This is a genomic window from Neobacillus niacini (assembly GCF_031456445.1).
Classification (GTDB): domain Bacteria; phylum Bacillota; class Bacilli; order Bacillales; family Cytobacillaceae; genus Neobacillus; species Neobacillus niacini_I.
The window spans coordinates 1-21,448 of sequence record NZ_JAVDUQ010000007.1; the positions used below are offsets into that span (position 1 = coordinate 1).

The 21,448-nt window shown below is 43.8% G+C and carries 20 protein-coding genes; 7 read left to right on the forward strand and 13 right to left on the reverse strand.

Translation table 11 applies throughout. The features are described from left to right. Positions 1-153 precede the first annotated feature (153 nt). From J2Y67_RS08530 to J2Y67_RS08540, 3 genes are all read left to right on the forward strand, one after another. A complete protein-coding gene (locus tag J2Y67_RS08530) occupies positions 154-309 on the forward strand; it encodes a hypothetical protein (protein ID WP_310172850.1) in 156 nt (51 codons plus the stop codon). Between the two features lie 360 nt (positions 310-669). Continuing rightward, on the forward strand, positions 670-2,292 hold the full coding sequence (locus J2Y67_RS08535) for an SWIM zinc finger family protein (RefSeq protein ID WP_310172852.1): 1,623 nt from the start codon (positions 670-672) through the stop codon (positions 2,290-2,292). Next, positions 2,282-2,413: a hypothetical protein gene (locus tag J2Y67_RS08540; protein WP_310172854.1), complete on the forward strand. Its 132-nt coding sequence runs from the start codon at positions 2,282-2,284 to the stop codon at positions 2,411-2,413. Before J2Y67_RS08535 ends, J2Y67_RS08540 begins: the two co-directional genes overlap by 11 nt. Before the next feature lie 45 nt (positions 2,414-2,458). Here the strand turns inward: J2Y67_RS08540 and J2Y67_RS08545 are convergent, their stop codons facing one another. Next, positions 2,459-2,644, reverse strand: coding sequence for a hypothetical protein (locus J2Y67_RS08545; protein ID WP_310172856.1), 186 nt, complete (start codon positions 2,642-2,644; stop codon positions 2,459-2,461). A gap of 222 nt (positions 2,645-2,866) precedes the next feature. Between J2Y67_RS08545 and J2Y67_RS08550 the strand changes: the two genes are divergently transcribed. After that, on the forward strand, positions 2,867-4,018 hold the full coding sequence (locus tag J2Y67_RS08550) for an N-acetylmuramoyl-L-alanine amidase (protein WP_310172858.1): 1,152 nt from the start codon (positions 2,867-2,869) through the stop codon (positions 4,016-4,018). A gap of 287 nt (positions 4,019-4,305) precedes the next feature. Here J2Y67_RS08550 and J2Y67_RS08555 read toward each other — a convergent pair whose 3' ends face one another. Beyond that, positions 4,306-4,515, reverse strand: coding sequence for a hypothetical protein (locus J2Y67_RS08555; protein WP_310172860.1), 210 nt, complete (start codon positions 4,513-4,515; stop codon positions 4,306-4,308). Between the two features lie 136 nt (positions 4,516-4,651). Further along, positions 4,652-4,861, reverse strand: a complete 210-nt coding sequence (locus tag J2Y67_RS08560; protein ID WP_310172862.1) for a glycine zipper domain-containing protein — start codon at positions 4,859-4,861, stop codon at positions 4,652-4,654. Between the two features lie 194 nt (positions 4,862-5,055). Between J2Y67_RS08560 and J2Y67_RS08565 the strand changes: the two genes are divergently transcribed. Continuing rightward, positions 5,056-8,016 carry a DEAD/DEAH box helicase gene (locus tag J2Y67_RS08565; protein WP_310172864.1) on the forward strand — a complete coding sequence of 987 codons (2,961 nt, stop codon included), beginning with the start codon at positions 5,056-5,058 and terminating at the stop codon, positions 8,014-8,016. Positions 8,017-8,421: 405 nt separating this feature from the next. Here the strand turns inward: J2Y67_RS08565 and J2Y67_RS08570 are convergent, their stop codons facing one another. From J2Y67_RS08570 to J2Y67_RS08585, 4 genes are all read right to left on the reverse strand, one after another. Then, on the reverse strand, positions 8,422-9,513 hold the full coding sequence (locus J2Y67_RS08570; RefSeq protein ID WP_310172866.1) for a PcsB-like coiled-coil domain-containing protein: 1,092 nt from the start codon (positions 9,511-9,513) through the stop codon (positions 8,422-8,424). Positions 9,514-9,826: 313 nt separating this feature from the next. After that, positions 9,827-10,228 (reverse strand): hypothetical protein, encoded by a 402-nt coding sequence (locus J2Y67_RS08575; protein ID WP_310172867.1) that lies wholly within the window; start codon positions 10,226-10,228, stop codon positions 9,827-9,829. Positions 10,229-10,698: 470 nt separating this feature from the next. Beyond that, complete coding sequence (locus J2Y67_RS08580; RefSeq protein ID WP_310172869.1) at positions 10,699-10,902, reverse strand: hypothetical protein; 204 nt, start codon at positions 10,900-10,902, stop codon at positions 10,699-10,701. Then, positions 10,892-11,272, reverse strand: a complete 381-nt coding sequence (locus J2Y67_RS08585) for a single-stranded DNA-binding protein (protein WP_310173151.1) — start codon at positions 11,270-11,272, stop codon at positions 10,892-10,894. The genes J2Y67_RS08580 and J2Y67_RS08585 overlap by 11 nt, the downstream gene beginning before the upstream one ends. A 292-nt stretch (positions 11,273-11,564) precedes the next feature. On the opposite strand from J2Y67_RS08585, the gene J2Y67_RS08590 reads away from it, so the two are divergent. Then, entirely contained in the window at positions 11,565-11,996 is a 432-nt protein-coding gene (locus tag J2Y67_RS08590; protein WP_310172871.1) for a YwpF-like family protein, read from the forward strand. Between the two features lie 118 nt (positions 11,997-12,114). Here J2Y67_RS08590 and fabZ read toward each other — a convergent pair whose 3' ends face one another. The 5 genes from fabZ to spoIIID all read right to left on the reverse strand — a co-directional run bounded on the left by fabZ (position 12,115) and on the right by spoIIID (position 15,528). Beyond that, entirely contained in the window at positions 12,115-12,549 is a 435-nt protein-coding gene (gene fabZ, locus J2Y67_RS08595) for a 3-hydroxyacyl-ACP dehydratase FabZ (RefSeq protein ID WP_310172873.1), read from the reverse strand. 94 nt (positions 12,550-12,643) lie between these two features. Further along, complete coding sequence (locus J2Y67_RS08600; protein ID WP_310172876.1) at positions 12,644-12,913, reverse strand: DNA-directed RNA polymerase subunit beta; 270 nt, start codon at positions 12,911-12,913, stop codon at positions 12,644-12,646. A gap of 913 nt (positions 12,914-13,826) precedes the next feature. Next, positions 13,827-13,952, reverse strand: coding sequence for a hypothetical protein (locus J2Y67_RS08605; RefSeq protein WP_310172878.1), 126 nt, complete (start codon positions 13,950-13,952; stop codon positions 13,827-13,829). Positions 13,953-13,996: 44 nt separating this feature from the next. Beyond that, on the reverse strand, positions 13,997-14,998 hold the full coding sequence (mreB, locus tag J2Y67_RS08610; protein ID WP_310172880.1) for a rod shape-determining protein: 1,002 nt from the start codon (positions 14,996-14,998) through the stop codon (positions 13,997-13,999). A gap of 257 nt (positions 14,999-15,255) precedes the next feature. Then, positions 15,256-15,528: a sporulation transcriptional regulator SpoIIID gene (gene spoIIID, locus J2Y67_RS08615; protein WP_026572748.1), complete on the reverse strand. Its 273-nt coding sequence runs from the start codon at positions 15,526-15,528 to the stop codon at positions 15,256-15,258. 464 nt (positions 15,529-15,992) lie between these two features. Here spoIIID and J2Y67_RS08620 point away from each other — a divergent pair, with 464 nt between their 5' ends. Then, the gene (locus tag J2Y67_RS08620) at positions 15,993-16,301 is read left to right on the forward strand and encodes an MGMT family protein (RefSeq protein ID WP_310172884.1); all 309 of its coding nucleotides are present in this window, start codon (positions 15,993-15,995) and stop codon (positions 16,299-16,301) included. 352 nt (positions 16,302-16,653) lie between these two features. Here the strand turns inward: J2Y67_RS08620 and J2Y67_RS08625 are convergent, their stop codons facing one another. Continuing rightward, positions 16,654-21,441, reverse strand: coding sequence for an Ig-like domain-containing protein (locus J2Y67_RS08625; protein WP_310172886.1), 4,788 nt, complete (start codon positions 21,439-21,441; stop codon positions 16,654-16,656). Positions 21,442-21,448: the final 7 nt, after the last annotated feature.

Here is a 21,448-nt window from a genome sequence, read left to right on the forward strand (position 1 = left end):
CCGAACTGGACGATAAATTGCTCGAACTGGAAGATAATTCTGTAAAAGTGGAGGGTAAATGGATTGGGGCTAGTAGTTTGGTGGATTTTTAGAAGTCTTATTCGATAAATCTCTCCTTTTTATTCTGATAATGGGATTGAAGTTACCTTTTTCATGAATTTTGCTTGGTGTGAATTCGAAGTGGACGGTAAATTGGCAAAAGTGGAAGATAAAACCCCCGAACTGGACGATAAATTGCTCGAACTGGAAGATAATTCTGTAAAAGTGGAGGGTAAATGGATTGGGGCTAGTAGTTTGGTGGATTTTTAGAAGCTTTATTCGATAAATCTCTCTTTTTTCCTCTGATAATGGGATTGAAGTTACCTTTTTCATGAATTTAGCTTGGTAAGAATTCGAAGTGGTCGGTAAATTGGCAAAAGTGGAAGGTGCTCAAAATAAAAACTAGCCCCATATCGTTATACCGTAGGTTAACTTGGCTAGAAGGTAACCAAATCAGAGCTAAAATACGATTGGGGCTAGTTCAATACTAACAGAATACCCAAAATACAGTAATTTATGCACGAAAAAGGAAAAATTGATTTTTCGATTCAAGCTCTCCCCTCCTCTAACAGCGATTTTTTGGGTATAATAGTGGAATATGGATTTTTTCGGTTAAAGGGGGTTTTGGCATTGGAGTTGACGGAGGAGATACAAGGGTTCGCAGCGGAAATTGCAGATCTGCTGAGTCCGAATTCCAGTGAGGATGCGAGGATGGTCCAAAAGGGATTGATGTTGTACCGGCAAGGGTTGGTGTCGCAGATTTCGTTCGGTAAGGATACCGTCACGGCGACGGTTCAGGATGTGACACCGGTGAAGGTAACCCTCGACCTCACCTTTTTTACGATGAGTGAATGCTCCTGTCCAACTGACGAGTGGTGCCGTCATCAGATGGCTGTTTTTTTTGCAGCCTATTCACGGGTTGGCAGTGTCGCCGAATGGGTGGAAGCATGGCGGGAACCGATGAAGGAAAAAAAGGAAGCTGCCAGCTGGGGTCTCCAGACGGCGAAGGATTTGATCAAAGCGAACGGTGTGCTCAAGCCGGATTACGGACGTTGGGTCCATTCATTTGAAGTAAGCTTTGATACACTACTACATTCAAAAAAATCGACGAGCCCTTATGTCGTCGAGGAATTGTTCAAGATTTATGAACGCCGGGTTCGTGCCAGTGCCCCGCTTGAAAAAGAATGGCGTCTGCTCTATGAAATGGTCGGAACGGTTATTTCGTTTAAAAAGCTGGCAATGCTCAGTGAGCAATCGGAACATTCGGAGGACATGACGAAACGTACCTATAGTAACGTGTTTGATCAATTACAGGATGATGCTGAGGAGCTTGTCGAGAAAATTGGCATGCAATCGATGCCGTTTGATTTTGATGAGTTTATTTTGAAATTAAAGGACGATGCATTTGAGCTGCTGACCTGTGTGCAGGGGCTGGAATTTGAACGGATTTATTTTTACCGCCTGCTGTGGACTGGTTTGTTTAAAAAGAAGGAATGGCGCGAAGAGGAAATCTTGAAAATCAGTTCGCGGATGAAGGAGCTCCAGGATTGGGAAAACCCAAGACCGCTGATGATTGCCGGGGTTCACTTGAACTTTCTCCTCCAAAAGGATGATTCGGCGCTTCGCTTGATTCATACTTACGAAGATGATTGGACTACCCCTTACATGATTTATTGGATTGATCTTTTGAGCAGCCAGAAAGCATGGAAGCGTGTCGGATCGGTAATTGAGCTATTTATAGGAAAAATTAAAACGTACTTGGATTATTTGAACGGATATCATAGTTGTGCAAGTTTTTCAAGGACCGCGATTCGGGCGATTGCCCCTTATTGTGGGGCGAATGAACGCTTTGATTTGTTTGAAAAAGCACTGATGCAGACGCTTCCCTATAGTTTTTCGGATTATGAGTATTTGCTGTTTGAGCGCGGGATGTATGATAAGTGGGGCGAGCTGCAGGCATTTGTCGGGTTGAATTTTTACGATATCCCGAAGGACCGGGTCAAAATGATTGAAAAAGAAAAACCAGAGGTGCTGCTCGGGCTTCTCCATCAATCCGCCCAGCGAGAAATCGACGCCAAAAACCGCTCAAGCTACAAAATGGCCGTTCGGCACTTGAAGAAATTGCGGACCATCTACAAAAAAGTCAAACGCGTCGACGACTGGGAATACTTCTTCGAAACCCTACTTGAACGAACCAAACGCCTGCGTGCATTCCATGAAGAATGCAAGCGGAGTAAGTTGATTGAAAGTTAATGCGGTGATTCAATATTGTGACAGGCACCGTCCGTGGACTTTTCGCTTGATTTTGTCCATTCCACGCGGACAGGGGAGAGAAGATGGTGATTTTGAGCCATTTAGCCCTAAAACAGCTTAAGAGCCAGGCATCTGTGCCTGGCTCTTATAACTTTTAAAATATAGGTCATATCTGATTGTTTTTTATTCGTTCATGAGTATACTTTTCTAATTGTGTCTGTAAGACAGATATGTAATTCGTCATTGCCATTCTTACAATCGAAGGATAGTAGCGATTATAAAGTTCGTATTCACATTCCTCTAAATCCATCTTTTTTAAGGCAATCATTTTATTTAATTCCTCTGTATACATTGATCATTCCCCTTTTCACTGGCACTCTCCCAATTTACTTTGTATAGGATCAGGATAGACAAAGATTTCAAGGATTATACTAGAATTTCAGCTCTATTTTTATCTTAAACTTGCTTTTAAAAAAACTACACTTGTAGTCTGCAAATAAAAATTTCAGATTATATTTTGCTAGTAACCTGTCCATACTAGTTTTAGAGTTTGAAAAAGAAGGAGGTTACGAAAATGATAACAACCAAACTCAAAAACTTCTGCCTAGCCAAACTACTCATCGGCCTTAGTGTTATAACCATACCCTTTGTCCAAATGGATCAGGATGCTTATGCGAATCCCTCCCCAGCGAAAGTCACCGTAACAGCAACCAATCTGAACGTCCGGGAATCTCCTGGGATTTCGGGCAAGGTGATGGGGCTTGTACATAAAGGGGACACGTATGAAGTCATTCGAAAAAAGAACAACTGGGACCAAATTAAACTAAAAAACAACCAAATTGGCTGGATCAGCCACGCTTACACCGCCCCACCAAAAAATGTAGGAGCAACCGTAAAGGTAGATTTTCTAAATGTTCGCTCGGGTCCAGGCGTATCGAACCCCGTCATCGGCAAATTAGATTGGGGCGCCAAGATAACCGTGCAGGCAGAACAAGCAGGCTGGGCCAAAATCGTATCTTCCTCCGGCATGAAGGGGTGGGTAAACGAATATTACATTACGAAACACGAACCGGATAAGTTTCACACACAAGCTGTTTCTAAGCCCCCAACATTAAACAAAAAGAGTCCTGCACCCACAACAAAACCATCCAAGACCCAGGCAGCAAAAACAAATACCCAAGGACCCCTTAGCGGGAAAACCATTGTCCTGGATCCCGGTCATGGTGGGGTCGATATCGGGACCACCAGTATCGCCGGTACACATGAAAAAACATTAACCCTTGCAACAGCCAAAGCGGTGGAACAAAAACTTAAAAATGCAGGTGCCAATGTCATTTTGACACGGACGAATGATACTTTTATTTCCTTGGAAGATCGTGCTTATCTCTCAAACCAAAATGATGCGGATGCTTTTATCAGCTTTCATTACAATTGGATAAAGGACCCATCTGTGAATGGTGTGACTGATTTTTATTTTCAAAAATCAAGAGATAACGCATTAGCCTCCAACATTTTAAAGGAGGTCGCCAAAACAACAAAATTAAATAACGTCGGAACAAGATACAATAATTTAAGTGTACTGCGAAATAACTCACAACCTAGCACGCTCATTGAACTTGGTTTTCTTTCCAATAAACAAGATGATTCTGTTGTGGAAAGTGCTGCTTTCGATGAAAACGTCGCCGAAGGGATTTACTTAGGATTACTTGAATATTTTTCGAAATAAGAAAAGCGCAAGCACCCTGGTCAGCGGCGTATGGCCTCCTCGAAAAAGCTAACGCTTTTCCTTCGTGCGATGCTGATGCTGCCGAAGCTTTCCTTGTGGAGCGCTCCAACTGAGATAAAGGAAACATGAAGAGCCGGAGGCGATTCGATGTTGACTTATCGTAGGGCGGAGAGCGAAGGACACTAGCCGCTAGGGCGCTGGAGCTGGACAATTCTCAAAGTCAAAATTTATACTTTCTTATCTTCAAATAAAAAACCCCTCACGAGGGGTTTTTTTTAACAACTATTTTAAAATTCTACCGGGTCAGTTTGTGATGTTTTTTGGACTTGCGTTACCGCGGTTAATGCAGAAGATATTTCATTTGATGCTTGTTTAATCGCTTCCTGGGCGAGAGTGGGATCGGAATTTGCCTTTTCAATGGCTTTTGTTAACAATTCTTGAGTTAGTGATACATTTGCTTTCGCTTGATTTAGTTGATTTACATCAATTTGAGTCATGAGTATCTCTCCTTTTGTTTTGAAGTACTTCTATATAATGACCGTTTATTTAATTTTTATGAATGTAAAATCTTCGCTAAAAAGACTCCCTTTTTGGGAGTCCTCTGCATAAATTCATGCACCACTTTACTTTATGCTAATCTTCACGGCCCGCAGCACGATCATTGGCGTTGTCAGCACCTTCGCCCGCCTTGTTACCCACTGCTCCACCCGCAACAGCACCGGCAACAGTGCCAAGTGGACCAAGAACAGAGCCAATAGCAGCACCAGCGACAGCACCTGCACCCGTTCCTACCGCTTCAGCAGCATCACTATCATCACGATTGCGTTCTTTGTTTTCAGCCATTCCATTCACTCCCTTGTTTTTGTTTGGGAAGCACCTTCCCAGACCTATTTTTCCCTATAAGGATTTATTTACGCGAAAATTTTTCAAACCTCCACACTTTCAAGGCCTCCCCTCTCCTCGAACTCCAACTTTTTGGGTATAATAAAGGAATATGGATTTTTGTACGTTAGATTGTAAAAGGAGCACGGGGATCGATGCTTAAAACTAGGTTTATTAAATTGCTGACAATAAAATTAGAAGATGGGCGTTATTTTTTGGCGGCGCAGGAGGAAAGCGGGCAATTTTTGCATCCGGATAGCTGGAAGAATCTCTTGTTCAGCCGTCATGAGGAGAGCTTCTTTGGCACGCTTTTGGAAACGGAAAACGTACAAGGGCTTGAAGGTGTGCCGCTGAGTGGCTGGCAGCTTGTATCGCTTTTTGCAAAGGAGTCGTTCAATCGCTTTATTGAGTGGGACTGGAGTGAGGAGTCGGAAATTTGCCTCGCCGCTGCTTTTGCCCTTCACGAAGGCATCATTGAAAAAGATTGGCTGCCGGATTTTTCGGTGTGGGAACATGGCGATTTCCGCTGGCAGCTCCCGGAACGTGTGAAGGAAGAGTTTGACCCCTCCTTTTGGGAACAAGAGGTGGAGGACGGGACGGGGTCGTTTGAAAATTTCAGGGACACCCATACTCCCCCGGCTACCGAAACGGCGCTCCAATTTATCAGCGATCTCTACAATAGCGCGCTTGATGGTTATTTGACGCGCAATTCAGCCATGAAGGAATTGTTCGGTCCGAAGCTTGACCTTTTGAAAAAACAAAATATTTCCGGCGGCGAACTTGCCCGTTATTTTGACGAAGAGAGCTGGCTAGAATGGGTTGGAATCAAAGAAAGTGATACGCCGTTTACAATTGGCTTAAGTCTCGAGGAGCCGGTGGATGGCGAAGGCGCGTGGAATTTAGATGTATTTTTGCGCGGAAAGAAAAATGTCGATGAGATGGTTGGTTTGGAGTCGAAAATTCCCGGGAAATGGAAGCCTTATATCGACAAAGTCGACCGGGAAATGGCGCGCTGGGTGCGGCTCATTCCGTGGCTCGAAAATGATGTAGAACCCACCCGCCTGAAATCCCACCTAACCGAGGAAGAAGCCTGGATGTTTTTAACGGAAGCGAGTGAAACCTTGGTGGCACTTGACGTCGAGATCCTCCTCCCTTCTTGGTGGCAGGCGATGAAAAATGCCAATCTGAAGGTGAAGGCATCACTAAAAGGAACGTCCAGTCACCGCCCGTCATTTGTTGGCTTGCAGGCCATGCTCGACTTCAACTGGCGCTTTTCGATGAACGGTGTCGACCTGTCCGAAGATGAATTCAGCCAGCTTGTCGAAGAAAAGCGGCGACTTGTCTATATTCGCGGTCGCTGGGTGAAGCTCGATCCGCAGTTTATCCGACAAATTCAGGACCTGATGAAACGGGCGGAAAAAGAAGGACTACATGTCCGTGATTTGCTTGAACAAGAGCTGGTCGATTCTGAAACAACCGAGGACGAACTGGAGAATCCAAAGGCGTTTGCCAAAATTCAAATTGAATTAAACCGGCAGTGGAAGCAGATGATCAAGCAGCTTTCAGAAGTGAAGGAAATCCCGATGGAACCGGTGCCGGAGGGCTTGAACGGGGAACTACGCCCCTACCAGCAGCTGGGAATGAGCTGGCTGTGGTTTTTACGGCAGTACGGGTTTGGAGCGGTGTTGGCGGATGATATGGGTCTTGGAAAAACGGTTCAGTTGATTTCTTATTTGTTAAAGGTGAAGGATCTCGTTGGCGAGGAGGCTCTAGCGCCAGTTGACACAGGGTCTGGTGGACGGCGTCGGAAAAAGGATAGTGAAGATACCGCTCCAGCAGCCAAAGTGCCGACAAAGGCGGCGCTGATTATTTGCCCGACTTCGGTTCTCGGGAACTGGCAAAAAGAGCTGGAACGCTTTGGACCGGAAATGGATGTCTATTTGCATTATGGTTCGAACCGATTAAAGGAAGAAGCTTTTACGGAAAAAATAAAGAATGCCGATGTGGTGTTAACTTCTTATGGCTTGAGCCATCTCGACTCCGATGAGTTTGAATCGGCGATTTGGAGCACGATTGCGATTGACGAGGCGCAGAATATTAAGAACGCACAGACGAAACAATCGAAAGCGGTACGCAGGCTGCGAGGCCGGCACCATGTTGCTTTAACCGGAACGCCCATGGAAAATCGCTTGTCGGAGCTGTGGTCGATTTTTGATTTTACCAATCACGGTTATTTGGGCAGCTTGGGACAGTTTCAGAAGAAGTTTGTGATTCCGATTGAGAAGGATGAGAAGAAGGAAAAGGTGCAGCAGCTACAGGCATTGATCCGGCCGTTCTTGCTGCGGCGAACGAAGAAGGATGAAGAGGTTGCGCTGAATTTGCCGGATAAGCAGGAGCAGAAGGAATACTGTCCGCTGACGACAGAGCAGGCGTCGCTTTATGAGCAGCTTGTGCGCGATACGTTTGAGCAGATTGAAAAATTGTCCGGGTTTGAGCGCAAGGGATTGATTTTGCAGATGTTGAGCCGTTTGAAGCAGTTGTGCAACCATCCGGCGCTGTATTTGAAGGAGCAGTCTGCGGGGCGTGTGCTGCTGGAGCGGTCGAATAAGCTGGAGAAGCTGGTTGATTTGGTGGATGCGGTTTTGGATTCGGGTGAAAGCTGTTTGATTTTTACGCAGTATATCGGGATGGGCGAGATGATTCGCGCCACGTTGAAGAAGCGGTTTGGGGTCGAGGTGCCATTTTTGAACGGGAGTGTGGCGAAGACGCAGCGTGATACAATGATTGAGCGGTTCCAAAATGGCGAGTTCCCGGTATTCCTGCTGTCGTTGAAGGCGGGCGGAACCGGGCTGAATCTGACGGCGGCGAATCATGTCATTCACTATGACCGCTGGTGGAATCCGGCTGTTGAGAATCAGGCCACGGACCGGGCATATCGGATTGGGCAGTCGCGATTTGTCCACGTGCATAAGCTGATTTGTACGGGGACGCTGGAAGAAAAAATTGACGCCATGCTCGAGAAAAAGCAGTTTTTGAATGACCAGATTATCCAGAGTGAGAACTGGATTACCGAGTTGTCGACGGATGAGCTGAAGGATCTCGTGTATTTGGGATAGAAGTTCACGAACGGTAAGAGGCACCGTTCGTGGGCTTTTTGTGCGTATTGAAGAAAAAAATTCATCGAAATGAAGTTTTAACCAATGAAGAAGTCGAATATTTAGCAAAAAATTAATTGATTTCTCCCCCAAACCAGCCATCGACTGGTTTTTATCAACACAAAAATTGATTTTATCAACACATTTTTAGAATATATCAACACAAATCTATAACATATCAACACTTTTCCATCGGATATCGACACTTTTTCTGCGGATATCGACACTTTTTAAGAGGATATCAACAATTTCCTTTTCCAGGAGTACCCTCGGCAATAAAAAAACGACAAAATTAGGAATGACTAAAGTCGTAAGTCCATAAAAAAAGAGACCAAGCATTTTTCATGTTCGATCTCTTTTAATTTATTAATCTAATATAATTACTTTTACTGTTCTTCTTCCGAAGGCCAGCGCCTGTGATTTTGTCGGCTTTAATATATCAATTCTGTGACCATGAATGGCACCGCCTGTATCGCCAGCGATCGCGACACCGTAGCCTTCTACCCAAACCTTGCTTCCTAATGGAATAACAGATGGGTCAACGGCAATCAGTTTCATATTTGGGTTATTTTTAATATTATAGCCTAATCGCGTAACGGGACCTGAGCTTGCATAACAGTATGCTGTTGCTGTGACATACATGGTTTCGCCTTTGCCTGATGGTGCTGAAGCGTTTTGCTGGCTTCCGGCTGAAACTGCTGCTGCTCTCGATCTCGCCGCTGCTTGTTCCTCACGAATTCTATCTTGAGCTGCTTTTATCTCTGCTTGAATGCTAGCCTTTTCTTTTTGGGCTTGAGCCATTTCTTTATCAATTTTGCTGTATTTATCTTGCATTTCTTTTAAGGTATCTTGTCTCTTTTGCAGATTTAAACTGAGTTGTTCCTGCTGGGCAGCCAGGTTTTTTTGTTCGTCTTTTAAAACCTGCTCTTGTTGATCAATCTCTTTTTTATCTTCTTCAATCTGTTTTAGGTCATGTTTCTGATCTTCTAGAATGTTTTGGTCAGCGCTGAAAAGTGTCGAAACGGCACTGGCACGCTGCAAGAAGTCATCAAAACTTTTTGCGTCAAAAAGGACTTTGACAACTAAAGTTACATTATTGTCATGTTGCAGGGCTACCAGTCGCTTTTTCATGACATCTTTGCGGGCCAGGATTTTGTCCTCTACGGTGACAATTTCCTCTTTTTTCTGCTCAATGAGTTGATTGGTTGCATCGATTCTCTTTTGCGTTTTGGCTAGCGCTTCTTTGTTCGCTGAAATATATTTATAGATTGAGTCCATTTCTTGCTTAATGTTATTCATCTCGTTTGAAACAGATTGCTTTTCTTGTGCTTTTTGCTGAAGGTCCTGCTCGACATTATGTAATGCTTCCGTGTTGCTCTTTGCATATGTCATGATTGAACCAGTTCCACACAATGTTAATGTTAAAATTACGAGAATCATACGCTTTAAAAATTGCATACTCTTTCCCCCTTTCCCTATTTATATCAAATCTATGTAGCAGCAATGTTACAAACAGATTAAAAATACCTCCCCTTTTGTCATATAAGGCGAAATTATAGCATATGGCGACAGTTCCCAAGGGGATTTATGGGGAAATTGAGAGAAGTTTCACACGGGGGACGGTTTCATAGGATGACAGGCATAGCACGTGGACGATTGGATAAAATAAAAATCCCCATCAAACTATGTTCAATGGGGAACCAATCTTATTTATTCTTTTTCTCGAGCATGTCACGGAATATGGTGGATGATTCCATTAACCAAATTCTACTCACTCCCCCACCCGCTTACTCTCCGCTAGCACCCGAGTTTTCTTCTTTTTCGCCGTCCTGATTTTGTCTTCGGGGAAGCTTGTTAAATAGGAAGCCTTATTCCCTTCTTTTACGATAAAATTATTTAATATATTGTAAACCACGTGCTCACTGAGCCGCTGATTTCCTTCGAATAGCCGAAAAGATTGGTTTTGATAGGTAAATTGAAATCTTTTGTTATAGTAATAGAATGAAACTGATTGTGTATCGCTAAGAGGAATGGTTTGATAGAAGCTGTTCTTAGATGGGTGTTTGGAAAGTGTTAATGCATCGAAAAAGCCAGGCTTGCTTTTGATCATTATTTCGTGATTATTTATCCTGACGCCTATAAAATTCAACGAACTATGTAGATTTTTATCCATACGATCACTCCATATTTTCCAATTATCTACATTATATGACAATAATTTCTTCCCCATCAATCACCCTTGAAGAGAAATTTGGATTTGTGCGTTTTTCTTCACAATTTCTCCTACTTTAGATACTTTCCAAATGTTTTTCACCGGTAAAGCCTCATTTTAGACAAGTATAAAGAAAACTCGCCGATTGGCGAGCCCCTAAAGGCGTAGTTGCCCTTATGCCTGATAGGAAAGTTATACTTTCCTATCGGCCAAAGAAAAAGACCCTCTCTAGGTTCCTTTTTTCAAAAAAAACGAAGAAGCTGCTGGACAACTGGGTCAGCGGCTTCTTATAAAAAAAACAGGGGGTTTTACTTCTATTATTCACCGCTGCTATTTTTTTATACATGAAAATAAAAATCCGGCGAATCCGCCGGAAATTTGGGGTGCATGGGAGAGACGTTTGATTCTTTCTAGTGAGGAACTAATGGCAATCAAATGATGTGGGGGGTGGATGAGGCGGTTTCTTGAGGTTGCTGTGGGTAAATGAGGATGGTGCCCCGCTCCTTTTCCTCCTTGATAAAGGTTTCTAGTTGGATGACTCTTCGTTGCAGGCTATCCATTTTTTGATTTGTTTTCCCAACCATTTTGATTAATGTTTCCATGAGCAGCTCTAAACTGTCACTTTTAGGTTCCAACTGGTGCTACCTCCTTATTTTCGCTCGGCTGAGGACTCGGAACCTCCACATGTGGTTTGGTGCTCAAAAAGCGAATCTGCTCTGCGACGACTTCGGTTACATACACCCTTTTTCCTTCTTTATCGTATTGACGGGTATGCAGCCGCCCTGTCACTCCGACGACGGAACCCTTTCGGCAGTATTGCGCAGTATTTTCAGCCACCTTCCGCCACAGCGTGCACGAAACAAAGTCTGTTTCGATTTCTCCATTATGGTTCCGAAAATTTCGGCTCACGGCGAGTGTCACCTGAACAACGGGCGTTCCTTCGGTCGTTGTCTTCAACTCCGGATCCTTGGTCAGTCTTCCGACAAGCGTGACTTGATTGATCATTTTTTCATCTCCTCTCTGTTTCATGGCTTTATCATAGACCTCCCAGCCTCCTCCTGTAAAATCACGAAAAAGGCTTTTTCAGGGATGGTTGGGTTAAAAAAAAAGGTTTTCTCTGGGGGGAAATCGAGTTTTCCATCGCGATTGAGGCATGAAAATCCATTTTTGTACTATTCGACAAATATTTTTCGACATTTGCTTTCATTCTGCATATGTTATAATTTAGAAAAAGTATTCGTCACGTTGACTTGGGGGAATAAGTCCGAAGCAAAATGCTAGAAGGAGGTTTTACCTGATGAAGTCGTTTAAGTTGGTGTCGTTGGAAGTTGTGGAGAATGAAAATTCCGTTGAGGTCCCGTTACATGATGGTTTGATTATTAATAAAGAAGATGAGCGCATGACTTGGCTACTTGAAGCTTATACGAGTCTGTCCCTCTATGATTATTTTAAAAAGATCCAGGATGAAGGCCGTGAAATCATTGTCCAAGGAGTGATTACGAAGCTTGAGAATGATCCAGCGTTTTTCCAAACAAAGATTAGTACGTTGAATAAGTTCGAAAATCATATTAGTGTATTGCTGGAAGGCAATCTGCGCCGTCTTCGCCGCGATTATTCTGAGCTCCTGCTCGACAGCTTGATTCAAAAAGGGCTCAGCGGCCAAGCTCTTCTCACCGAATTCAAGGATAAAATGAAGAGTAAACCGAAGATTAAGATGAAAACTCCATAGTGAGAGGAAGCCAGGCATGGTGCCTGGCTTTTTGATTTTGGGTGGGGTGGATTGGGTTGGAACATATCTACAACACCAAACAAAAAATGACCAGAACCCCGGCCATTTCTTAGGCAAACTATTCCTTTTTCTCACCCAAAGCAAATGTAATCTCTGCTTCGCACGCAATTTCTCCATCAACCGTTGCAACCGCTTTTCCCTTCCCAATTGGACCGCGCAGACGAATGATTTCGACCTCAAGACGAAGCTGATCCCCTGGCTTGACCTGTCTTTTGAAACGGCATCCATCAATTCCTGCAAAGAATGCTAATCGACCGCGGTTTTCTTCCTTTTTCAACATAGCAACCGCACCAACTTGCGCCAATGCCTCTACGATTAAAACGCCAGGCATGACCGGATAATCAGGAAAATGTCCGTTGAAAAATTCCTCGTTCGCCGAAACATTTTTGATCCCAATCGCCCGTTTCCCTTCCTCAACCTCCAAGATCCGGTCCACCAGCAAAAATGGATAACGATGAGGAATAATTTCTTTAATTTGTTCGATATCAAGCATTTTTAGTACCTCCTACTAATATTAGCTACTTAAAGTCCATTTTACTATTAAACATAAACAAAGGGAAGAGAATGCTCCCTTCCCTCCAATCGATTTATTTTTTATCAACCAGGTCGCGGATATGCGTCCATGTTGACTCCTTAAAAACATCTGTAATTTTTCCGCCGCCAAGCTTGCCGTAACCAACGGCAGTCCCCACCATGGCGAAAATATAAATACTGATCACCAAAAGGATAAGTCGCAGCCAAATCGGAATTAGACGCACTCTAACCCGTTTTGTCGCTGGGCGCACTTCCTCCGCATTTTTTTGCGAATCAGCTTTTACCTTTTTAAATTCTTCCCTCGTTTTCACTTGTTCGGACATCGGAATTCCCCTTTGTGTTTCTCCCAAAACTAGCGAGTTAAAACATATTATTACCAAAATAAATTGCTTTTTTTATATTATTCGCCCAGTCTTACTTCTATTATAAAAAATATTTTAAAAATACTCATTAACTTTTTGTGGAAAAAGTCACCTTTTATAAAAAATCGGCGAATCTTATATTGGTTTACCTTCCGATTTTGGGACTTTACATTAAATCAGCTAATGCCCCAAGCATTCCTCAGCCTCATGTTTCTTTTCCAAAGAAAAATTACCATTTTCAGTAAATCCACTACCCCACTGATCATTAGTTCAATTGATTTTCAACAATACCCACCAGTTTTTCCATTTTACCCACCACTTTTGGCACTTTACCTTCCACTTTCCATGAATACAGCTAAAATCCTCAGCATTCCTCTGCCTCACGTTCCTTTTTCAAAGAGAAATTACCATTTTCAGTAAAACCTCTACCCCCACTGATCATTAGTTCAATTGATTTTCAATATTACCCACCGGTTTTTCCATTTTACCCTCCACTTTTGGCACTTTACCTTCCACTTCCGCCCATTTACCCACCACTTTGAACAAAATACCTTCCACTTTCCATGAATACAGCTAAAATCCTCAGCATTCCTCTGCCTCACGTTCCTTTTTCAAAGGGAAATTACCATTTTCAGTAAAACCTCTACCCCCACTGATCATTGGTTCAATTGATTTTCAACAATACCCACCGGTTTTTCCATTTTACCCTCCACTTTTGGCACTTTACCTTCCACTTCCGCCCATTTACCCACCACTTTGAACAAAATACCTTCCACTTTCCATGAATACAGCTAAAATCCTCAGCATTCCTCTGCCTCACGTTCCTTTTTCAAAGGGAAATTACCATTTTCAGTAAAACCTCTACCCCCACTGATCATTGGTTCAATTGATTTTCAACAATACCCACCGGTTTTTCCATTTTACCCTCCACTTTTGGCACTTTACCTTCCACTTTCACCAAAACACCAACCGCACCCCCAAAAACAACAAAAAAGCCCAACAACGCACACCTCGTGCATCATCAGGCTTTAACCCTTAAAAAATCTATCCCAACTTCTTGCCAGGAATCCGATCAATATTATCCAACATAATTCCTGTACCAATCGCCACACAGTCCATTGGATTCTCTGCAACCAATACTGGAACCTTCAACTCATCTGCAAGCAGCATATCAATCCCGTGCAGCAACGCGCCACCGCCCGTCAGAATCACGCCGCGGTCAATGATGTCCGCTGATAATTCCGGTGGAGTGCGCTCAAGCACACTTTTCGCCGCCTGAACAATGACCGCAACCGACTCACGCAATGACTGTTCAATCTCTTCGGAACGAACCGTAATCGTGCGTGGCAGACCGCTGACCATATCACGTCCGCGAATCTCCATTTCCTCCGAACGGGAACCTGGGAACACCGTCCCAATATTAATTTTAATATTTTCCGCTGTGCGCTCCCCAATCAACAGCTTATACTCGCGCTTGATGTGGTTGAGAATCTCCATATCAAACTTATCGCCCGCCATCTTGATCGAAGAAGACGTCACAATATCACCCATCGAAAGAACCGCGACATCCGTCGTACCGCCACCGATGTCCACGACCATATTCCCGCTTGGTTGGAAAATATCCATACCTGCGCCAATCGCCGCTACCTTTGGCTCCTCTTCAAGATAAATCTTCTTGCCGCCGCTCTTCTCAGCCGCCTCCTTGATCGCCTTCTGCTCCACGCTCGTAATATTCGTCGGGCAGCAAATCAAAATCCGCGGCTTCGAAAGGAAGCCCTTCACGTTTAACTTATTAATAAAATGTTTTAACATCGCTTCCGTTACATCAAAATCCGCGATTACGCCATCCTTCAACGGACGAATCGCGACAATATTCCCAGGTGTACGCCCCACCATGCGGCGCGCCTCTTCACCAACCGCCAAAACGCGATTCGTATTTCGGTCAATCGCCACCACAGAAGGCTCATTCAACACAATCCCACGGCCCTTCACGTGAATCAACACGTTCGCAGTACCCAAATCAATACCAATATCCCTAGCAAACATTCTCTTGTCTTTCCTCCTTAACGGATCCTACTACTCTAATTGTTTATTGTATCACACTCCTCAAAAAAACCATACTTTTAACTCAAAAATATGTAATAATTTGTCGGAAATCAAAAAAATCCGAAAACAAAAAGTCCTCGAATTTTTTATAAAAGGAACCCGTTAAGCTCCCTTGGATATAATAGCGCTTACATGGGGTCTGACCCCCGTGTTCACAATTTCCCCCTTTCCACACAAAGCATGCATGTCTCACAAAATTATTTCACCGCTTCGCCTTCTCTTTCTTCTTTCTGGTATTTCATTTTCGTTGCTTCCCCGCCCCTTAGGTGCCGGATCGATTTATGATAATCTAAAATCTCTTTTACTTCATTCGCCAGTTCTGGATTAATTTCAGGAAGCCTCTCTGTCAAATCTTTATGGACTGTACTTTTGGATACGCCAAACTCTTTCGCAATCACGCGAACCGTTTTCCTCGTCTCCACGATATACTTTCCAATCTTGATAGTTCTCTCTTTGATGTAATCGTGCACACTCTCGCCCTCCCTAAATTGGATGTGAGTAGTGTGAAATGAGACTCGCTTATCACTATGACGATTTCTGCTTTCCGCAAACTCACGGCAGAAGTGATCTCACCTTCTGATCATACTAGGAATAATCATGTCCCCAACTAAATCCACGCCCTCCACAAACGATTCCTCACCTCAAACACTCTCTTTGTAAAGGTTTGTAACAGTTTATTAGCTTGGATACGGGTTTATGCACAAAAAACACAAACAGGACAAGGTGTTTAATAAATTTTTCAAAAAATCTGACATTTGATTTATCCGTATTTCCAGTGGTTCCTCCATTCGACAACAGCGCGAAAAAGCTGGAATCCGCAATATTCCTTATATTTTCCGGGAAATCCCCCCTCTGAAACAGTATTTCCCGAGAAATTTGTCGATTTCCCCGGTTTCAAATAAAATAATAATAAGTTATAAGAAAGGACGCCGACATGACGCCGTTTACCGAAAACGTTATTGCCATCATTCAAAACATTCCTGCAGGAAAAGTGATGACCTACGGACAAATTGCCGCACAAGCCGGCAGCCCGCGCGCTGCCCGCCAAGTCGTTCGCATCCTCCACTCAATGAGCCGGAAACACTGCCTTCCCTGGCACCGGGTCATCAACGCCCAAGGGCATATCGCCATGCGATACGATGAATCCTACCATGAGCAGCTGTTTGCATTAGAGGGTGAGGGGGTTGAGGTGGGTCTGAACGGCGTGATCGATTTGGAAAAATTTCAGTATCATCCTAGCTAGGACAGGTTTTGCCCTCCTAGCTTTATCAATTTTATGTTCCATTTCCCTCGATATATGTTCCAATTCACCCATTTTTTGTTCCAACCAAACTTTTTTCCACTCAAAAAGCAAGGCGTACGCCTACCCATGTATATTTCCTCACCCATTATTGAGTGTAGGGGCTTTTTTTACTGCCCACCCCCCCTTAAATTACCTATTTCAAGGTTTATGTTCCATTTTGAACGTTATTTGTTCCTTCTCCACCGGTTTATGTTCCGTGTTCACCAATATATGTGCCATCTCACCACTTTTATGTGCCAGGCCACAAACCAACTCAAAAGGCCAGGCATCAGCCTGGCCCAACAAACTCACTTTACTCACTTACCTCTTCTTTCCTTCTCCTGACCAAAGCCGTAACTCCCAAACTGATCAATGCCAATACGCCCACCATACTTCCTGCAAACAAAGGTTTATTTTCATAAAACTTCAGAATTGCAGCCTTTTGGGCGATGTTAAATCGAATTTCATCAGTCCTTTTGTTACCGGCATCATCGACCGCGACAACTTCCACCTTATACATCTCAAAATCCTTAAATCTCTTCGATAAAACCGTGTTCCCGTTGTCATCCTTTGTCTGATCAAAATGCACGAGCTTGCCGTTCACCAAAATTCTTTTAATCGTATCATTCGGATTATCAAGATGGATCGTTAAACGAACGGGATCATAATAAGTCCCATTTCGTTCAACACCAGCAACTTTAACCTTCGGAGCGGTTTTATCAAGAATAAACTCGACACTCAGCTGCTTGATGTTTCCGGCTTTATCCTTGACCTCGAAGAACAGAACATGCTTCCCTTCCGACGTAATCGGGTCGCCAAGCTCATAATCCTCGCCGTCCAACGTTTGCGCGATGATGTCGTAGGCACTTAAATCCTTAATCAGCAATTTCGGAATTAAATCCTCTTTAAAATACTGATGGGAAATCGGCTCGTTGAACTTAATGACCGGAGCCGACTTGTCAATTGTGAACACAATCGTTCTCGCGCTGACGTTTTTCGCTAAATCGGTCACCGTTGCTTTTAACACATAAGTCTGCTCGGCATTCAGCTTCGTGCCGTTCATGTATGGATTGCCATTTAGCATTACAGAGGTTTTCCCCTTGTCCAGATGCACATCGGAATACGTCACCACCGGCGCGAGATCCTTTTTAAAGAATCCATCTAGCACACCGGTAATCGACAACATTGGCTTCGATGTGTCCAAGGTAAAATGAATCGCCAAGATTGTTTCATTTCCCGCTTTATCTCTGGCAAGAACCTTGTACGTATACTCCATTTCCTTTGAAGCAGTCAGAGCCCTTTTGCCAACATTTTTACCGTTCAAAACCACCGAGACGATGGAATCGTCTTTCGGGTGATCTAAAGCAAATTCAGGTGTGAAAATTTCATTGATAAATGCGCCGTTCTTAATTACACGGTCCTGTCCTTGAAATTTCGGGGTAATCACCGGCTTAGTTTTATCAATCGTAAATTTCATTTCTTTGCTAAAATGATTTCCCGCTTTATCGGTCGCATCGACGGTCAACTGATAGTCGCCTTCTTGGTTAAAATGATAGCTAAACGACGCCACATCACCGTTCACGGTAAAGCCGCTGACAGGATAACTGCGGCCATCCTTGGTTACGACCATTTTATTAATATCAAAATTCAAATCCTTAATGCTTACCTTTACAAGTTTATCCTCGTTGTAATAGGCACCCGGCTCGACACCAGTGATCTCAATCGCCGGTTTGGTTGTATCAATCGTAAACGTACGTTTAACCTCAACTGGGCCGTTTCCGGCTTTATCCTGCGACTTGATCAAAATCGAATACAAACCGTCTTTTGAAAAATTGTAGCTGAGCATTGCGTGCTCCTTTTTCGGCAATGCTCCAATCGCAAACGGTTGATTGTCTTTTGTAACCGTCATTTCCACCTGATTCGTTGAATAGTTCTGTTCATCCACCGAAATCGTTACATTCTTGCTTTTGGGATTAAAGGAATCATTCTCCACCCCGTCTACTTTTACTACTGGACTGGTGTGGTCAATAATGAACGAGACAGGCGACAAGCTGGACTGGCGGCCTGCTTTATCCGTGGCTGTCATCCTAACCACATAATTTCCTTCATCCTTAAAGTTGTAGCTCAGCTCACCTTTCGTCTTAGAAGTTAACGCCAGCCAGCCCACCGAATACGGCTTACCGTTTCGCGAAACTTTCAGGGAAGTTTGTCCTAAATCAATGTTCGTATCCTTCACCGTGAAGGTTGCGATCTTGCTCTTGTAATTCTGCTGATCCTCAATGCCGCTCATCTCAAGCTCTGGGTCGAAATGGTCAATCGTAAAGGTTACTGATTTTGCAGCTGCCTTATTCCCCGCTTCATCAGCTGCCACGACCATAATCGTATATTTGCGGTCCTCTTTAAATTGGTAATCAAGTGTAGAGGTCTCGCCGCTATTTTCCCAATCGCCGATCGAGATGGTTTTGCTTTTTTCCGTCACTGGATCGATTTCGGTCACGTTCACATCGACATGATTGTTTTTAAAATTATCTTCCTCGATGAGGATGGAAGCATCTACATCCTCGATATTGTAGGGCTTTATCTCTGAATCCGTTTTCTTATTAAAAATACTGATTTTGGGCGCAATCGTGTCAACCGTAAACGCTAAGGTTTTCGTTTCCGCGATGTTTCCCGCTTTATCCTTCGCTTCGACCGTGATGAGATAATCACCATCAGCCGTAAACGGCAGCGTTAATTCAGAATGTGCTCCCGTGCTTGCAAAGGCCTCCTGTTTATCCGTGCCATCTTTTTGAACGGTGACCGCCACTTGATCATTTTGATAATACGTTTCGTCCACCGCGATGGTCACTTCACCTTTTTGCACAAATGCACCTTCATCGATTCCGGCAACCGCAATCGCTGGAGCCGTTTTATCGATGACAAATGAAAGCTGTTTCGTGCTTATTTTGCCAAAACTGTCTTCCGAGGTAACGATGATTTGATAATCTCCTTCCTCTTTAAAAGGAAGCTTCATTTGTCCGCTGAGAATCCAATTATACTGGTCAGAGATTGTCCAGTCCTCAAGGATTTTCTCCGTCACATCGAATCCATTTTTCAAGACCCTAACCTTGGTCTTATTAGGGTCAAACGTATAATCATACACTGAAATAATGACCGTTTTATTCGTTTTGTAATGTTCTCCATTCACACTGTCTGAAAAATAAATTTCCGGGCTGCTTTTATCAATCGTAAACGTTTCGGTGACCGTTTTTTCATTACCCGCTTTATCCTTGGAGGTCACGGTCAATTGATAGACTCCATTTTCGTTAAATAAATGCTCAGTCGTTGCGGTTTCCCCGTTACGATTTAACGGCTCGATGGCATATGCCATTCCATCCTTCTTCACCGTTACATCGGCTTGATCGAGATGCTGATCCTGAACAGTAATTTTTACATTCTTATCCTCATCATATTTCCCCTCATCTTCTACGGTAGAAATCGTTACAACCGGGGCGGTGTTATCAATCGTAAACGCCGCCGTTGTTTCCTTTGATGCATTGCCTAGTTTGTCGGTTGCGTTTAAGCTTAGTTCATATTTGCCTTCCGCTTTAAACGTATGCTTTGCCACAGCGCTTGAGCCCGATTGTACAAACGAAATCGGTTCCTTATACTCGGCACCGTCTTTCACTACCTTTAAAACCGTTTTACTTAAATCAAGCGTCAAATCCTCCGCGGTAAAAATAACCTCTTTCGCATCGTTCATATAGGCTGGGACCTCAGAAATGTTCAAAACCGGTGCGGTTTGGTCGATGGTAAAACGAATCGATTTCGTCGATGTGTTCCCGGCTTTATCCACTGCTGTCAGTTCAAGGCTGTAGACCCCGTCCTCTGTCAGGCTGTGTTCTTCAAAGGCTTCCCTGCCTTCAAACGATGCAACCTTCCCATCACGGCTCACCTTAAGGAGCACGGAATCTTCGTCCAAATGAGCATCCTTCACATCGATTCCAAAATCCCGAGGCTTTTTGTCGCTGCCCTGATCTTCCACACCGGTAAAAGAAAGCCCCGGCTTTGTGGTATCAATAGCGAACGCTGTTTCGCCGAGGTCAAAACCGTCTGGATTTTTTCGATCCTTCACCGTGACCTTTACTTTGTAATCTCCTTGTTCGGAAAGCTCAAGGAGTGCCGTTTTCCCTTGTCTTGCAAATGATTTTGTTGTTGTTTCTCCATCTTTCTCGACCACGGCCGTGGCTTCCCCAATATTAAAATCATCGCTGACTTTCAGCTGGACCGGTTCATTGTAATAGCCATTTTCCCTGCTATTCACAATGGTTAGGCGCGGTCCCTTATCTTCAATTCCAAAGGTTACCTTTTTCACCGTACTCTTGTTACCAGCCTTGTCGACGGCAACAACGGTCACTTCATAGTCGCCAATTTGGTCGAAGGTCAGGGTCGTTTGACCGTCCCTCCATTCAGGTGCCGCACTTAAGGGAATTCCATCTTTTATGATGGATATCGTATCCTTCCCAGGCTCAAAATGGTCATCACTCACGTTTATCATCATGGATACTGGATTTTTCGTAAAACCGCCGTCCGTAAATGAACCGTCCTGAAAATTGGTCTTCACGTCCACAACCGGTTTTGCCGTATCACGTTTAATTGTAAAAATACTGGAATGTTCAGGGATTTTCCAAGTGTTGTTCTTCAATATGTCTACCTTTACATCCAAATCCCCGTCGGTACTTCCCGCAGGTAATGGAATCGTAACGATATATTCGCCTTGAAACCCTTTCTCCGCATCCTTCACTTCGGTAATTTTGGGATTCAGCGCCGATGCATTCGGATAAACGGCTTCGACTGCGAAAGGCCTATCCACCTTTTCCTGCCCAGGCTGGCTGTTTTTAAAATCCTCCGTTAAATCAACATGGAAGGTGACGGTGTTTTCATTTGTGTACCAGTTGGGCGCGTCGTCTGATTCCATGTTCCATTGATCGCCGTTAAAGATCACCAGGCGTTTTGCTCCATCCAATGAAAAAGCATTTGTACTAAAAATCAGTACGGATAGGAGCAACAATCCGCCCGCTAATATCCAAATCAGCGATTTTCTGTTTGCTATTTCTGACATTTCCCTA

Coding starts and splice junctions, on each gene's coding strand:
- J2Y67_RS08530 (WP_310172850.1), top strand. CDS start 154: ATGAATTTTGCTTGGTGTGAATTCGAAGTGGACGGTAAATTGGCAAAA.
- J2Y67_RS08545 (WP_310172856.1), bottom strand. CDS start 2,644: ATGTATACAGAGGAATTAAATAAAATGATTGCCTTAAAAAAGATGGAT.
- J2Y67_RS08550 (WP_310172858.1), top strand. CDS start 2,867: ATGATAACAACCAAACTCAAAAACTTCTGCCTAGCCAAACTACTCATC.
- J2Y67_RS08555 (WP_310172860.1), bottom strand. CDS start 4,515: ATGACTCAAATTGATGTAAATCAACTAAATCAAGCGAAAGCAAATGTA.
- J2Y67_RS08560 (WP_310172862.1), bottom strand. CDS start 4,861: ATGGCTGAAAACAAAGAACGCAATCGTGATGATAGTGATGCTGCTGAA.
- J2Y67_RS08565 (WP_310172864.1), top strand. CDS start 5,056: ATGCTTAAAACTAGGTTTATTAAATTGCTGACAATAAAATTAGAAGAT.
- J2Y67_RS08570 (WP_310172866.1), bottom strand. CDS start 9,513: ATGCAATTTTTAAAGCGTATGATTCTCGTAATTTTAACATTAACATTG.
- J2Y67_RS08575 (WP_310172867.1), bottom strand. CDS start 10,228: ATGGATAAAAATCTACATAGTTCGTTGAATTTTATAGGCGTCAGGATA.
- J2Y67_RS08585 (WP_310173151.1), bottom strand. CDS start 11,272: ATGATCAATCAAGTCACGCTTGTCGGAAGACTGACCAAGGATCCGGAG.
- J2Y67_RS08590 (WP_310172871.1), top strand. CDS start 11,565: ATGAAGTCGTTTAAGTTGGTGTCGTTGGAAGTTGTGGAGAATGAAAAT.
- fabZ (WP_310172873.1), bottom strand. CDS start 12,549: ATGCTTGATATCGAACAAATTAAAGAAATTATTCCTCATCGTTATCCA.
- J2Y67_RS08600 (WP_310172876.1), bottom strand. CDS start 12,913: ATGTCCGAACAAGTGAAAACGAGGGAAGAATTTAAAAAGGTAAAAGCT.
- mreB (WP_310172880.1), bottom strand. CDS start 14,998: ATGTTTGCTAGGGATATTGGTATTGATTTGGGTACTGCGAACGTGTTG.
- J2Y67_RS08620 (WP_310172884.1), top strand. CDS start 15,993: ATGACGCCGTTTACCGAAAACGTTATTGCCATCATTCAAAACATTCCT.
- J2Y67_RS08625 (WP_310172886.1), bottom strand. CDS start 21,441: ATGTCAGAAATAGCAAACAGAAAATCGCTGATTTGGATATTAGCGGGC.